Source organism: Ulvibacterium marinum, assembly GCF_003626755.1.
GTDB lineage: Bacteria > Bacteroidota > Bacteroidia > Flavobacteriales > Flavobacteriaceae > Ulvibacterium > Ulvibacterium marinum.
Genome location: NZ_RBCJ01000002.1, coordinates 864,168 through 878,867 on the forward strand (window position 1 = coordinate 864,168; position 14,700 = coordinate 878,867).

12 protein-coding genes are annotated in these 14,700 nt (G+C 42.3%); 7 read left to right on the forward strand and 5 right to left on the reverse strand.

Annotated elements, in window-relative coordinates:
- Positions 1–53 precede the first annotated feature (53 nt).
- The 3 genes from D7Z94_RS10940 to prfB all read left to right on the forward strand — a co-directional run bounded on the left by D7Z94_RS10940 (position 54) and on the right by prfB (position 3,135).
- Entirely contained in the window at positions 54–1,001 is a 948-nt protein-coding gene (locus tag D7Z94_RS10940) for an alpha-E domain-containing protein (RefSeq protein ID WP_120711588.1), read from the forward strand.
- Positions 1,002–1,041: 40 nt separating this feature from the next.
- Positions 1,042–1,899 carry a transglutaminase-like domain-containing protein gene (locus D7Z94_RS10945; RefSeq protein ID WP_120711589.1) on the forward strand — a complete coding sequence of 286 codons (858 nt, stop codon included), beginning with the start codon at positions 1,042–1,044 and terminating at the stop codon, positions 1,897–1,899.
- A gap of 140 nt (positions 1,900–2,039) precedes the next feature.
- A protein-coding gene (gene prfB / locus D7Z94_RS10950; RefSeq protein WP_120712026.1) for a peptide chain release factor 2 occupies positions 2,040–3,135 on the forward strand; the annotation gives its coding sequence in 2 pieces (ribosomal slippage) (positions 2,040–2,102 and positions 2,104–3,135; 1,095 coding nt in all).
- Positions 3,136–3,174: 39 nt separating this feature from the next.
- Here the strand turns inward: prfB and D7Z94_RS10955 are convergent.
- The 3 genes from D7Z94_RS10955 to D7Z94_RS10965 are packed head-to-tail and all read right to left on the reverse strand — an operon-like array spanning position 3,175 to position 9,961.
- The gene (locus D7Z94_RS10955) at positions 3,175–4,065 is read right to left on the reverse strand and encodes a transglutaminase family protein (protein WP_120711590.1); all 891 of its coding nucleotides are present in this window, start codon (positions 4,063–4,065) and stop codon (positions 3,175–3,177) included.
- A 2-nt stretch (positions 4,066–4,067) separates the two neighbouring features.
- A complete protein-coding gene (locus tag D7Z94_RS10960; RefSeq protein WP_120711591.1) occupies positions 4,068–6,629 on the reverse strand; it encodes a circularly permuted type 2 ATP-grasp protein in 2,562 nt (853 codons plus the stop codon).
- Between the two features lie 11 nt (positions 6,630–6,640).
- Positions 6,641–9,961, reverse strand: coding sequence for a transglutaminase family protein (locus tag D7Z94_RS10965; protein WP_120711592.1), 3,321 nt, complete (start codon positions 9,959–9,961; stop codon positions 6,641–6,643).
- A gap of 294 nt (positions 9,962–10,255) precedes the next feature.
- On the opposite strand from D7Z94_RS10965, the gene arsC reads away from it, so the two are divergent.
- Positions 10,256–10,597 carry an arsenate reductase (glutaredoxin) gene (gene arsC, locus D7Z94_RS10970; RefSeq protein WP_120711593.1) on the forward strand — a complete coding sequence of 114 codons (342 nt, stop codon included), beginning with the start codon at positions 10,256–10,258 and terminating at the stop codon, positions 10,595–10,597.
- Between the two features lie 130 nt (positions 10,598–10,727).
- Positions 10,728–11,222, forward strand: a complete 495-nt coding sequence (locus D7Z94_RS10975; protein ID WP_120711594.1) for a hypothetical protein — start codon at positions 10,728–10,730, stop codon at positions 11,220–11,222.
- Between the two features lie 56 nt (positions 11,223–11,278).
- On the opposite strand, the gene D7Z94_RS25770 is transcribed toward D7Z94_RS10975, so the two are convergent.
- On the reverse strand, positions 11,279–11,452 hold the full coding sequence (locus tag D7Z94_RS25770; protein ID WP_170158840.1) for a hypothetical protein: 174 nt from the start codon (positions 11,450–11,452) through the stop codon (positions 11,279–11,281).
- A gap of 159 nt (positions 11,453–11,611) precedes the next feature.
- Between D7Z94_RS25770 and fumC the strand changes: the two genes are divergently transcribed.
- On the forward strand, positions 11,612–13,009 hold the full coding sequence (gene fumC / locus D7Z94_RS10980) for a class II fumarate hydratase (RefSeq protein WP_120712027.1): 1,398 nt from the start codon (positions 11,612–11,614) through the stop codon (positions 13,007–13,009).
- Between the two features lie 127 nt (positions 13,010–13,136).
- Here fumC and D7Z94_RS10985 read toward each other — a convergent pair whose 3' ends face one another.
- Positions 13,137–14,024, reverse strand: coding sequence for a hypothetical protein (locus D7Z94_RS10985; protein WP_120711595.1), 888 nt, complete (start codon positions 14,022–14,024; stop codon positions 13,137–13,139).
- 168 nt (positions 14,025–14,192) lie between these two features.
- Here D7Z94_RS10985 and D7Z94_RS10990 point away from each other — a divergent pair, with 168 nt between their 5' ends.
- Entirely contained in the window at positions 14,193–14,666 is a 474-nt protein-coding gene (locus D7Z94_RS10990) for a GNAT family N-acetyltransferase (RefSeq protein ID WP_120711596.1), read from the forward strand.
- The last annotated feature ends 34 nt before the right edge of the window (positions 14,667–14,700 follow it).

The following is a 14,700-nucleotide window of genomic DNA, read 5'->3' on the forward strand; positions in this document are numbered from 1 at the left end:
ACAGAAGTTGATTTATAAAATTTCAACAGAACAAAAACTAAAATGAAAACTATATGCTTGCAAGAGTAGCCAACAACCTTTTTTGGATGGGACGTTATATTGAACGTTCCGAACATATGGCCAGATACCTCAATGTAAATTATTTTTCCTCTTTGGATGCACCCAACCAACTGTCCCAATCGCGTCAGTTTGTATTACGTTCCATGCTATTCATGGTAGGAGACATTGAAGAAGATGAGGTTGTTGAGCTAAAGGAAGAAAAAGTGTTACACAAAATTGCCTTGGACCATGAATCCACTTTTTCCATAATCAACAACGTGAAGTACGCTCGGGAGAATGCAAATAGCGCGCGTGATTTGATTTCTACGGAACTTTATGAGGCCATTAACAAATTCTATCATTTTATCCTCAACTATCCGGTCGATACCTTTGTAAAAAGGGGACTTTATGATTTCACCGTCAACGTTACCGAAATGACAGCCATCCTGCGGGGAAAAATACGGGGCACTCTACTTCATGACGAAGTCTATGCCATTATAATGATGGGCATGAATATAGAACGTGCCAATCAAATCATACGGATCATCAACGCCAAATATAATGACGCCCTAAAAGCGCAAGGAAGTTATGGCGATAAGTTTAGCCATAGTTTCGAATGGAGTACATTGTTAAAATGTGCCGAGTCTTACGATATGATGCGAAGATTCTATAAAAAGACCCCCACAAGTATCACTACCTTGGAATTTCTGATACTCAACCCTAATTGCCCAAGATCCATAATGAACAGTCTCAACCAGGTCTATAGTCATATTAAAGTATTGGACCCCAGCAAAAAGTATAACAAAAATTCCACCGCCTTTCTTGTGGGTCGCGTACGATCCGAATATGAATACAAGTACATTGAAGAGATAGAGGGTAATATTAAAAACTTTATAGATACGCTTTTAAAGGAACTTACACAGATCAGCAAAAAAATGGAAAAGGAGTTTTTTAATTATTGACACCTTTTCTTTGTTATCTTTACCTCCCGTAACTTCCTATATGTATCAGGAGTATTCCATTCAGTACAGTGCCAAGAATCATTATGATACCTTGGTGAACGATGCCTATTGGCAATTCCTGATTATTCCAGAAGATAATGAAAGCCAACAATTGGTATCCTGGGAGTTCTCAAATTCGCTACACGATGTAAACCAGACCTCGATCAACGGTTTCGGTTTTAAGACCATAAGGGTGCACCCCGGACAAAAATTCAACGATATCTCCTTTCAAGCTTCCTTTACCGTTATAAAAAAGGAAACCAATCCCTTTGATTTTTCATTGCCCCACCACAATAAGGCCGACTACGACAAGTTGGAAGAATTGAACTTTCAAGTGGATTTTGAACCTTTTCTTAGAAGGACAAGTTTGACCAGACTTCCAAACACCTATATCGATATGTATACTTTTGATGAAAATAAGACCATTTTTGAAAATATTCAGAACCTTAATGGTTGGGTTTCTGAATACCTTTCTTTTAAACCCGGGGTTACGGATGTAGACACACCCTTGGAGGAAATCATTGAAAAAAGAAATGGAGTATGTCAGGATTTCACCCATTTATTTTGTGCAGTTGTCAAGGAAAATAAAGTTCCGGCCAGATATGTATCCGGGTATCTGCACCAAGGCCATGGATATTTCGGTGACTCTCAGATGCACGCATGGGCAGAGGTATATGTGCCAGATATCGGTTGGGTGGGCTTTGACCCAACTAACAATCTTCTGGCCAATACCAATCATATAAAGGTATGTCATGGCAAGGATTATAAGGATTGTTCCCCTTTAATAGGCGTAGTATACGCCCATGGAGCCAATACCACTTCCCATACTGTTAAGGTATTGTCGGAACAACAACAATAAAGTGTCTCGGCTAGATGTTGCTTTAACAAGCCCCAATTTTTCAACACCTTATTTTCTTTTGAAGATAGGATGGAACGATAGCGTTGATTTTTCTTTTGCATCCAAAAAAGAAACTTATTTTTGTTTGGAAATTTAATATTATGATTACTACAGATCAATCCAAAGATCTTATTGAGCGCCTCGGTGCGTTAAGGAGGTATCTTTGACATCGATGCCAAACGTATTGAGATAGAGAACGAGGAGGAAAAGACTTTGGCCCCGGATTTCTGGGACAATCCCCAAGAGGCACAAGCACATATGAAATTCATCCAATCCAAAAAACAATGGGTAGATGATTATACGGCCGCGGAAACTTTGGTAGGGGACTTGGAAGTGTTGTTGGAATTTCAGGAAGCTGGGGAAGTGACGGAAGCGGAAGTAGAGACCCAACACCAAAAGGCCCAACAAGCATTGGAGAAGCTGGAGTTTAAAAACATGCTTTCCGAGGAAGGTGACGAACTGACCGCCGTACTTCAGATTACGGCCGGTGCTGGAGGAACGGAAAGTTGCGACTGGGCCGCCATGCTCATGCGAATGTATATGATGTGGAGCGAAAAGAACGGTTTCAAGATACGAGAACTCAACTATCAGGAAGGCGATGTGGCCGGTATAAAAACGGTTACCCTAGAAATTGAGGGCGACTTTGCCTTTGGCTGGTTGAAGGGTGAAAACGGTGTACATCGTTTGGTACGCATCTCCCCTTTTGATAGCAATGCCAAACGTCATACTTCTTTTGCGTCCGTCTACGTATATCCACTTGTCGACGATAGTATAGAAATAGAAGTAAACCCGGCCGACATAGAAATAACAACGGCACGATCCAGTGGTGCGGGTGGGCAGAACGTGAATAAGGTGGAGACCAAAGTACAATTGGTACATAAACCTACGGGCATACAAATATCCTGTTCGGATTCCAGAAGCCAACATGATAACAGGGCCACGGCCTTAAAAATGTTGAAATCCCAGTTATACGAAATTGAACTGCGCAAAAAGATGGAAGCCCGGCAAGAAATCGAATCCTCCAAAATGAAGATAGAATGGGGCTCACAAATCCGTAACTACGTAATGCACCCCTACAAGCTGGTAAAGGACGTTAGAACCGGTGAGGAGACCGGAAATGTGGATGCCGTAATGGACGGGGACCTGGATAACTTCCTAAAGGCTTATTTAATGATGATGGGGCAAAAGGAGGAGTAGGCTGTTTTAGTTCCGGGTAAGCTTTTTTGAGAAGCAATTTTACTCAATTCTAGCAATATCCACGGCTACCTTTAGTTTACTTTGGCCACTGCCATAAACCACACCCTTTAAGGGAGGTACATCGTAGTAGTCCCTGCCCCAACCTACAACAATATGCTGATCCCTGGGAATTTGATTATTCGTCGGATCAAAATCTACCCAGCCAAAACCAGGGATAAAAATGGAAAACCAGGCATGGGACGCATCAGCTCCAACCAGTTTCTCCTCACCGGGTGGAGGTAATGTCTCAATATAACCACTTATGTATTTAGCCGGTAGGCCCACAGATCTAATGCAGGCAATTGCGATTTGCGCAAAATCTTGGCAAACCCCTTTTTTCTCTTCCATTACTTCACGTATGGGAGTAGAAATACTGGTAAAACCCGATACAAAATCGAAATCTGTATAGATTCGCTGCATCAATTCAAAGGCCGCATCAAATACCGAACGATTACTTTGAAACGACTTTCGGGCATATTCGTGAATACCCGCATCCATTTTTTTTATGAAAATAGATTCCAAAATGTACTGTTTGGCATCCAATATATCTAAATTCGTTGATTGTAATGACTCAAGGGCGCTTTTCATAGTAACAGATTTACAGGCATCTGAAAAAAAGCCTTCCTGAAATTGAGCGTATTCCCTCTTAATTTGACTCTTGGTGGTCACCTTAAGTACTTCATGTTCCGTCTGTATGGAGAAACGGGTAATATAATTGCCAAAAAAATCTATCCGTTCCGAAATCTCGGCAGGTTCCGGTGAAATCTCAATAGTGTAATCCAGCAGTTCCTGTCCTTTGGATTTCCGAGGCCTTAATGTTGCAATATTATGACCATAACTTACCGGTGCATTGTACTGATACTTTGTGGTATGGGTTATGTTAAAGAGCATGATCAAATGGGGAAAGACTGTGTGAACAATTGATTTTGCTTATCCGTATGATTAAAATAGGTACTGGTAATTGATTGTGAAGTCTGGTGTAGCAAGTCCGATAGTTCCTCCATCAAAGTGTCCAACGATTCTCTTACAAAATGGTCTTCCGTTCCTGTTTGGGACAATGTGGCAGCTTCCGCCAAGCTTAGCTTGGCAAAGGCTTCAAAAACAAACTTTTGATAGCTATTTAAATGGTTGTTATGGTTGGATTGGGGCAAGCGGGCTATATCCTTTTGAAGCCTGTTCAGCATATAGGCCAAAGAGCGGGGATAATCCAAGTCAAGAGCAACCAAGTTCAACACATCTTCCAATTGGATATAGGATCGATAACTATATCGATAGATATTTAAACTTTCATTACTGATCAGTAGATATTCCAGAAGGTCATATTCGGTGTGGGCGTCATATTTTATAGTTAGAAGAGAACGGCATTTGACAATAGTCAACATACTCTGTTCCAACTGTAGACCAATAAAGTAGAGCAACAATCCCTGTTGAATCATTATACTTTCCTCAACGAGGCCCATAAATGCGATTAAACGGGTTATCAACTGATTGAGAACCTTGAGAATGCGGTTCATTGAAGGCTGCTCTTCATCCTGGAAAGACTTCCATAATTTTTGAATATCCTCAAAAACACGCCACATATCCGACGACCACAGGTTCCGAATGGTGTAGTACGAATTACTGAACATACCAATGGTATGTGCCAAACTGCCTACCCTATCCTTATCCTTGATAACAGAAAGTATTTCCTTGTAGGGATTTTCCATGGCCTGTGGGCCTTTCTCTGCTTTTTCGGCAAATCCGGGATAGGTACCCATCAAATGGGTCGTGGTTTTTAGAAGGGTCTTAAGTTTTTCCGAATTTGGTTCCTCATTCGGGTTTTGAATCATGCTCAATTGGCGCATCACCATTCGAATAAAGCGCGCATTTACCAAAGTACGTCCTACATAGCGCCCTGCCCAATAAAGGTTCTCGGCGGTAAGACTGGGAAGATCTTCCAAGCCGGAGGCCGCAATGGAAGGTCTCTTTTGCCAAAGCCCAATTTTAGCTTCATTTATGGGTTGATCCTCCAATATCCAAAAATCCTTGCTTGTACCTCCACGCTGATTGGAAACCCGGATAGTTTCACGACCGGGAGCAACTCGTACCAATCCACCGGGCATAATACTATAATCGTTTTGAGAGGCAATACAAAAGGCCCGTGTCACCAGATTTCTCGGTTCGAGGGAATCTTTTATAAAGTTGGGAGCCGTGGAAAAACTAATCCGTTCCTGGGCGACAAACCTGTAGGGCCTTTGTTCAATATTCCTTTTTAACGCGTCCAATTCCTCTGGGTTAAGAAATTCCCCAAAATGGATACTTTCCCTATTGGTACGATCAATTCTCTTTATGACCAATTTGGATAGGTTCTCAAGAACGTATTGTTTTTCTTTCTTTTGACCACACCACCAAGAGGCTATCTGTGGTAAGATAAGGTCTTGGTTTAAAAAATATTTGGCAATATTGGGCATGAAGGGAATTAATCCAGGATTCTCCATGACACCACTACCAATCGGATTAATAATGGAAACATTTTTTCTCCGGACTACATCCAACAACCCGGCTACGCCCAAATGAGAATCTTCGCGCAGTTCCAACGGGTCAGAAAATGCATCGTCTACCCTTCTAAGAACTACATCGATCTGTTTTAGACCTTGTAGGGATTTCATCCAAAGGAATCCATCACGTACCACAAGGTCATTGCCTTGAACCAGGGGATAGCCCAGAAAGGAAGATAAATAGGCATGCTCAAAATAGGTTTCGTTATGTGACCCCGGGGTCAATATCACAATGTTGGGATTCTCTTTTTTTATGGGGGAAGCCTCAACCAACGTTTGATTCAATTCCTGAAAGAAACCGGACAAACGGGTCACGTTCATTTCGGTATACATTTCTGGCAGGATTCGGCTGGTCGTTGAACGATTTTCCAAAGCGTAACCCATTCCGGACGGCGCCTCAGTACGATCATTGACTACCCATAAACGCCCATCCGTACCACGAGCCAAATCGGCCGCATAGATGGATAAGAACTTCCGTGTGGTATATTCAATTCCTGAACATTGTCTTAGGAACCCCCTATGTCCGTAGATAACTTCATGGGGCACGATTCCATTTTTAATCAAGGTGCGCTCTCCATATACATCCTTTAATACCAAATTCAACAATTCGGCCCTTTGCTTCAAACCAGTCTCCACGGTTTTCCATTCATCCTGATGCAATAAAAAGGGCACCACGTTCAAATTCCATGGACGATGCATTCCCTTTGGGTCATTGTAAACATTGTAGGTTACCCCATTTTCGGAAAGGAGCCAGTCAATGTCCTTTTGGCGGCCCATCAACCCATCAACTCCCAATCGGTCAAAACCGGTGAGGAGTTTTTGCCAATAGGGCCTAACGGTATTTTGTGACGTATACATTTCGTCATATCCTTGGAAGGTACTATAACTATTTAACCAACTTGTCTTTGTTATCGGCATTCCATTTGTGATTACTTCTTTCTTAGATCGGTAACATGTGGAAATTCCGGGTTTATCGGAATCTCCCTGTAGACAAAGGTATTCGAAGCATCCTTAGGTTCCACGGTTCTCCCTGAAAAATTTGTTGAAGCTACCGTTTCGGTCGGCAGGATTTCCCCTTGGGTATGCCCAAAGTCCCAAAAACGATTGATTCTCCTTGACTCGGCCTCATAACTGTTAACGGGATAGGTATCGTAGGACCGCCCCCCTGGATGTGACACAAAGTAGGTACATCCGCCAATGGATTTCTTGTTCCACATATCTACAACATCGAATACCAATGGCGTGTCCACACCTATGGTAGGGTGCAAGGCGGACCAGGGCTCCCAGGCCTTATAACGTACCCCGGCTACGAATTCGCCTTTGATTCCTGTAGGACTCAATTCTACCTTTACCCCATTACAGGTGATATTATATCGCTCCTCGGTAAAGTTCTTTACTTTGATCTGAACCCGTTCTAGGGAAGAATCCACATAACGGGCGGTTCCCCTACCCGACATTTCCTCACCTAGTACGTTCCAAGGTTCAATGGCCATGCGCAATTCCAATTGCATTGAATCGATTTCAACCATGCCGTAGAGTGGAAAACGGAACTCAAAGAAGGGGTCGAACCAATCTAATCTAAAGGGATAACCCGCCTCGTTCAATTGGGAAACCACATCCCGGATATCTTTCTTTACATAGTGTTCCAAAAGGAATTTATCGTGTAGTTCCGTACCCCAGCGCACTAGACCATGTTCGTATGGTTTTTTCCAAAACCAGGAAACCAAGGTACGTACCAACAACATTTGCATCAGGCTCATTTGGGCATGTGGCGGCATATCGAACGCTCGTAATTCCAGGATACCCAATCGCCCGGAAGATGAATCGGGAGAATATAATTTATCAATACAAAACTCCGCACGATGTGTGTTTCCAGTAACATCGGTCAGTAGATGCCGAAAAAGGCGGTCCGTCAACCAAAAGGGCACCTCCTTGCCTTCCGGAATCCGGGAAAAGGCGATTTCTAGTTCATATAAATTTTCCAAACGTGTTTCATCCACACGTGGCGCTTGACTGGTAGGGCCTATAAATGCCCCCGAAAATAGATAGGACAGACCAGGATGGTGCTGCCAAAAGGTCAATAAGCTACGTAATAATCGCGGGTCACGTAGTAAAGGACTGTCCGCCGGAGTAAATCCACCCAAGGTTACATGATTTCCACCTCCAGTTCCGGTATGCTTGCCGTCCAACATAAACTTTTCAGTACCTAACCGGGATTTTTTAGCCTCATCATAGAGCTTTAAAGTATTATCCGTTAACTCTTGCCAGTTTTTAGCCGGATGTACGTTTACTTCGATAACCCCAGGGTCCGGGGTTACCTTGAGTACCTCCAAGCGATTATCCCGTGGAGGTTCGTATCCTTCCATAATTACGGGTACTTGAAGTTCCTTTGCCGTCGCCTCAACACTGGACACCAAATCCACAAAGGCCTCTGCGCTATCCAAAGGAGGAAGAAAAAGATACAAATTGTTCTCGCGAACCTCTGCACAAATCGCGGTACGCACGTAGGGCTGATTTTTAAAGGGCTTTAAGGTTGAATCCATCCTCTTGCGAAGGGCCGTTCCATATGGTTTTAAATCGGGTTTTGGTTCAAAAAGTTCCGGTTCAGCAGTCGGTTCGGAAGGTATTTTTGGGTCTTTGGGAAGGGAGTCCAGTGGTAAGCGCAAACCGATGGGGGAATTCCCTGGGGTCAGGAACAGATGTTTACTTCGGAATTCCCAAGGATTGGTAATCCATTTCGCTGCCTTTTCGGCCAAGGGAAACACATGACCTACCTCTTTTCCGATACCCTGTTCCAGTACTTCTCCTAATTTTCTCCGAAGGGCAGTATCTTTTTTATTGTATTGCTTGGGGTCTATATCCACTGGCAACCTGCCTTCCTCCCATAGGAAATAAAAGGCATCCTCATATGCAGACAGAATGCTATTATCCGGACACTTTAGGTATTGGGCCAAGGTCTTGAGAAAGGTCAACGTAATTCCATCCGGCAGTTCATGGGTGTCCGTAAATGTCGCCAACCATTTGGGATCTTTCCAAATAGGTTCACCATCCTTGCGCCAATGTACTCCAATTTGCCATCGGGGCAATGGTTCCCCGGGATACCATTTGCCTTGGGCATGATGTAGTATTCCCCCTCTACCAAATGTTTCCAACAGTCTTCGAGAAAGGGAACTGGCTAGTTTCCGTTTATGCTTACCATCGGCCTCGGTGTTCCATTCCTCGGATTCCATATCATCCACGGAGACAAAGGTAGGTTCCCCACCCATGGTAAGACGTACATCATTTTGCTGTAGCTCTTCCTCAACGGCAAATCCCAAATTATAGATGGCGTTCCATTGATCCTCTGTATAGGGTTTGGTCACCCGCGGGGATTCAAAGATTCGGGTTACGGAATTGTCGAATTCAAATTGCGTCTCACAGGGTTCCGTAAAACCGGAAACAGGAGCGGCGCTTTCGAATGATGGGGTACAGGCAAGAGGAATATGTCCTTCACCAGCCAATAGGCCAGATGTGGCGTCCAGACCAATCCACCCTGCCCCTGGCAAATACACTTCGGCCCAGGCATGAAGATCCGTAAAGTCGGCCTCGGGCCCGGAAGGGCCGTCCAATGATTTTTCGTCCGCCTTCATCTGTACCAAATACCCGGAGACGAAACGAGCAGCCAAGCCCAAATGACGTAATATTTGAACCGTAAGCCATGCAAAATCGCGACACGAGCCCAGGTTATTGCCCAAGGTTTGTTCGCAACTCTGTACACCGGGCTCCATACGGATGGTATAATTAAGGGAGCTATACAAATTCCTGTTCAATTCCGTAAGAAAATCTATTGTGCGGCGTGGGGTCTGGTCAATTTTCTTCAACCATTCCTTCAACAAAGGACCTTCTTCGGTGATTTCCAAATAGGGCAGCAATTCTTTTTTTTGAGCATCGGAATACCCAAATGGAAAATCCTCTACCGCTTCTTCCACAAAAAAATCAAATGGGTTAATGGTCTTCATATCGGCGATAATTTCAACCTCAATTGAAAGCTCATTTGTCTTTTCAGGAAAGACGAGCCGAGCCAGATAATTGCCGAAGGGATCTTGTTGCCAATTAAAAAAATGTTCCTCAGGTTTTATTTTAATGGAATAGGCCTCTATGGGCGTTCTGCTATGGGGAGCGGGCCGCAGACGAAAGATATGTGGAGAGAGCTTTACCCGACGGTCATAGCTATATTTGGTTTTGTGGGATATTGCAACTTTTAAAGCCATGTGGTATAGTTTCTATAGTGAAAGATAGGGGCAAATATTAAGAAAATCGAGCAATTGAGAGACAATCGTTTAACTTTTTATCCATTGGAAATTAACCCCATATATTTTTGGGGAATTAACAATCTTAAAGGATTTTGGATCCCTAAAAGAGGGATTGATTTCTAATGCAGCATGTTTTTAATAGAGTACACTTTTTAAGAAGGCAAGAGATTGGTATCTTTGTTTTTCACCGAACAGAAACTGGCAAACTCATTTTACGGTTACCCTTGCTTCCACATCTAAATCCTTAAAACTATGATTAAAATATACCACAATCCCAGATGCAGAAAGTCCAGGGAGGGACTGGACCTGTTGGAAAAATCCGGAAAGGAATTTGAAGTGATAAAATATTTGGAAGATGTACCCACAAAGGAGGAACTTCGCCAGATATTGAGCTGTCTTTCCATTTCCCCTGAAAACCTTGTACGCAAGAATGAGGCTATTTGGAAGGAAAAGTTCAGAGGCAAATTGCTCTCCGATGAGGAGATACTTGAAGCTATGATCCAATATCCCAAACTAATTGAGCGGCCTATCGTAGTAAAGGGAAACAAAGCGGTAGTCGGCAGACCGCCTGAGCGTATCCAGGAGGTCTTATAGAGATACTGTTCGCTTCTTTAGTTTAAAGTTTAAGAATTTGGTATATTTATTGATTGCTTGCTTTAGCAAGGTTTTGGCCAAGGATCGTTGGGCCTTGGGTTGCATTTAGAACACTATAAAACAGAACGTCATGAAAACCAATACGCGCTTTCTAATTGCTTTTTTTGTGCTTCTGCTCGCGGGTGCGGAACTGCAAGCGCAATACGGGTATGGAAGAAGGAATGGGTATGGCTACGGTTATGGAAGGGGCAGAAGTGCTATTCCACAAGCAGATATAACACCTAAAGAACCTGAGCCCAAGACCGCCGAAGAAATAGTGGATGGCGAAATGCCAAAAATAGCGACAACTTTGGAACTCAATGAATTCGAGACCGCCGTTTTAAGTTCGGTTCTTAAAAAATATCTACAAAAACGTATGGAATTGCGAATTTTGGAGCTTCCCCCTGATAAAATGCGAGAGGGTATGGCAAAAATCACCGAGCAACAGGATGAGGAACTAAAAGCTGGACTGCCCTTGGAAAAATATGAGGCCTTTGTTCAACTTCAGAAAGACGGCCTTCAAAAAGCACAAAAGAAGCAAAAAAAGAAAAAGAGAAAAAAGAAGAAATCCAAGGACAAGGAATAGCGGTTTCCTTTATATCTCTTTACAAAAAATAAAAGAAGCCAAAATGGCTTCTTTTTTTATGCTTCTCTCTTGGCCTTCTTAGCCTCTCTTTTTTCTTTGAAGAGCTCTATCAAGTTACCTGTCAACCAATACGGAACAACAAAGACCAATAAAAAAATCATCAACCAAAAGCCTATGGTTAAAATGGTCAAAAAAGCTAGGAATCCCAAATACTGGTCAAATTCGAACATATCTCTCGTTTTAACGATACAAAGATAGTTTGAAAAATAGGAATATTGCAAATTGAAATCAAAAAAATATCATCCTTACTATTGCTGATTTTTTGAAGAGTCTCAATGGAAATAAAACCGCTAAGGCGTACCTTTGTAATAAATCAAATCACTTTAAAAATGAGCTTTAGAATAGAAAAAGACACCATGGGTGAGGTAAAGGTACCTTCGGACAAATACTGGGGTGCTCAAACGGAGCGTTCAAGAAATAATTTTAAAATAGGGCCATCGGGATCCATGCCCTTGGACATCGTATATGGTTTTGCCTATTTAAAAAAGGCGGCGGCCTTTGCCAATCATGAGTTGGGTGTACTTTCCGAAGAAAAAAGGGATTTGATTGCCAAGGTCTGCGATGAGATCTTAAACAGGCAGCATGATAGCCAATTTCCACTGGTCATTTGGCAGACCGGTTCGGGCACTCAAAGCAATATGAACGTAAACGAGGTGATCGCAAACAGGGCCCATGAAATTGCCGGAAATACAATAGGTGAAGGTGAAAAGACTATTCAGCCTAATGATGACGTCAATAAATCACAGTCCTCCAATGATACATTTCCTACTGGAATGCACATCGCGGCATATAAAAAAGTAGTTGAGACCACAATTCCCGGGGTGACCCAACTTAGGGAGACATTACATAAAAAAGCACAGGAATTTGCAGAAGTAGTAAAAATCGGCAGGACGCATTTGATGGATGCAACACCATTGACCTTGGGGCAGGAGTTTTCTGGTTATGTTTCCCAGTTAGACCATGGATTAAATGCCTTGAAAAACACTTTAGACCATTTAAGCGAACTGGCTTTGGGGGGTACAGCGGTAGGAACTGGGCTCAATACCCCAAAAGGTTATGATGTTTTGGTAGCGAAATACATTGCTGAGTTTACAGAGCTCCCCTTTAAGACTGCGAAAAACAAGTTCGAGGCCTTGGCTTCACATGATGCAATTGTGGAAAGCCACGGGGCATTGAAGCAATTGGCTGTTTCCTTGAACAAAATTGCCAACGATATTCGCATGATGGCCTCCGGGCCACGGTCAGGTATCGGGGAAATCATTATCCCCGCCAATGAACCGGGCAGCTCCATTATGCCAGGAAAGGTAAACCCCACCCAATGTGAAGCTCTGACCATGGTCTGCGCACAGGTTATGGGCAATGATGTGGCCATTACGGTTGGTGGAACACAGGGACATTATGAGTTAAATGTATTTAAACCTGTAATGGCGGCCAATATACTTCAATCTGCCGAATTGTTGGGAGATGCCTGTGTAAGCTTTGATATAAATTGTGCAGCTGGCATTGAACCGAATCATGAAACTATTAAAACCTTATTGAACAATTCCTTAATGCTGGTCACCGCTTTGAACACTAAAATAGGATACTATAAAGCTGCTGAAATTGCCAATACGGCCCATAAAAATGGAACGACACTCAAGGAAGAGGCCATTAATTTGGGGTATGTTACTTCGGATGAATATGATGCGTGGGTAAAACCTGAAGATATGGTGGGTAGCCTTAAATAGTCTGGACTTCGTTTTCTCCAACGGAAGTCGGAATAGAATTAGGTATATCCAGGAACAGGTTTTCAGAAACAAAAAAAGGGTCGATTCTTAAGAATCGACCCCTCTTTGTATTAATGGATAGTGTATATTATTTAAGTGTGAACTTGGAGGTTCCCAATAATTTCAATCGGTCGTCATAAACGTTCACCATATAGTTCCCGCCTTGAAAATCACCTGAAGGCTTATTGATGTAATCACAAACGTCCAAGGATTTATTCTCATAGTAGAAATTGGTTCCTTTGCTATAAGTTACGGAAGCTCCAGAATCATTGGTCTTGGAGAAGCTTTCTCCTAGAACATTCCCCTGAGGATCCAATACTTCCAAAAAGAACTCCCTATCACCGGCTTCGGCAATTACATTATCCGCAACAGTGAAGCAAATTTTGAATTTGTCCGTTCTTTTGGCTCTGGAGGTAGAAACCAATTTTCCGTTGTTGCGCTCTTTTACAGCATCAACATTGAATTTGGACAAGTTCAATGCAGAACCTTTCTCAACGGCATCGGCCAATTGTGTATTCTGTACAACCAAGGAATCGTTAAAAATAGTCTGCTTCTCCAATTCGTTATAAGTACTGTCCCGTTGCATAGCAATAAGAGTATTAGAACGTGTCAAAGAATCTACTTGTTTCATCAATTGTTCCCTTTCCGCCTTTAGCACGCTAACTTGTCTTCTGTACCTTGACAATGAGGCAATATCCCCTTTCATAGACTTTACAGAATCGATATACTTGGCAATGTTGTCCCGTGCCTCTACCAATTCCTCATTGGTTGCATTACTCTCCAAAATGGCTTTGTCATATTCTGACTTTAGGCTATTGAGGTCCTCGACCACAAGTGCCTTTTCTTCGGTAAGCACGGTCTCCGTTTTCTTTTTATCCTGATAAAGACTAACGGTGTAGATGATGGTACCTAGAAGTACCACACCTAGCAAACCTGCTAATACCTTCAATCCGTTGTTACTTTTTGTTTCAGTCATAATGTTAAAATTAAAATAAGCTTGTTTAACTTTTAAAAAGTGTTTGTTCGTATCAGTCTATATACGGTTCATTTTTCTATTTAGATTTTTTGGCCGAAAAAAATTAAAAATCCTATAACACAAATCGGCACATATAGTAACTTTACAGTAAAGCGATTTTACTTTTCAATGTCCATAAGAATAGTACCATTTGAACCCAAATATGCCCATAGCTTTAGGGATTTGAACATTGCCTGGCTCAAAAAGTATTTTCATGTGGAGGCCAAAGATGCATTGCTACTTGAAAATTGTCAAGAATCCATTATCGATACAGGTGGATTTATTTTTTTAGCTGAATATAAAGACGAAATCGCCGGTTGTTTTTCCTTTATCCCTTTTGATGAAAGAGTTTTTGAATTAGGCAAGATGGCGGTCGATCCTAGCTATCAAGGTTTAAAAATTGGTCAAAAGCTCTTATCCTTTGCTATAGACTTTGCAAAAGAGAACCAGTGGCGTAAAATTGTATTATATTCAAGTACTAAATTGGATACCGCACTCTATATCTATCGGAAGTATGGTTTCGTAGAAGTGGAATTGGAAAAGGAGATTCCGTATAAACGGAGCGATATCAAAATGGAATTGGTATTCGATTCAAAAAATTGATAAATAACCTGTTCTATAGGATAAGAGCATTAAC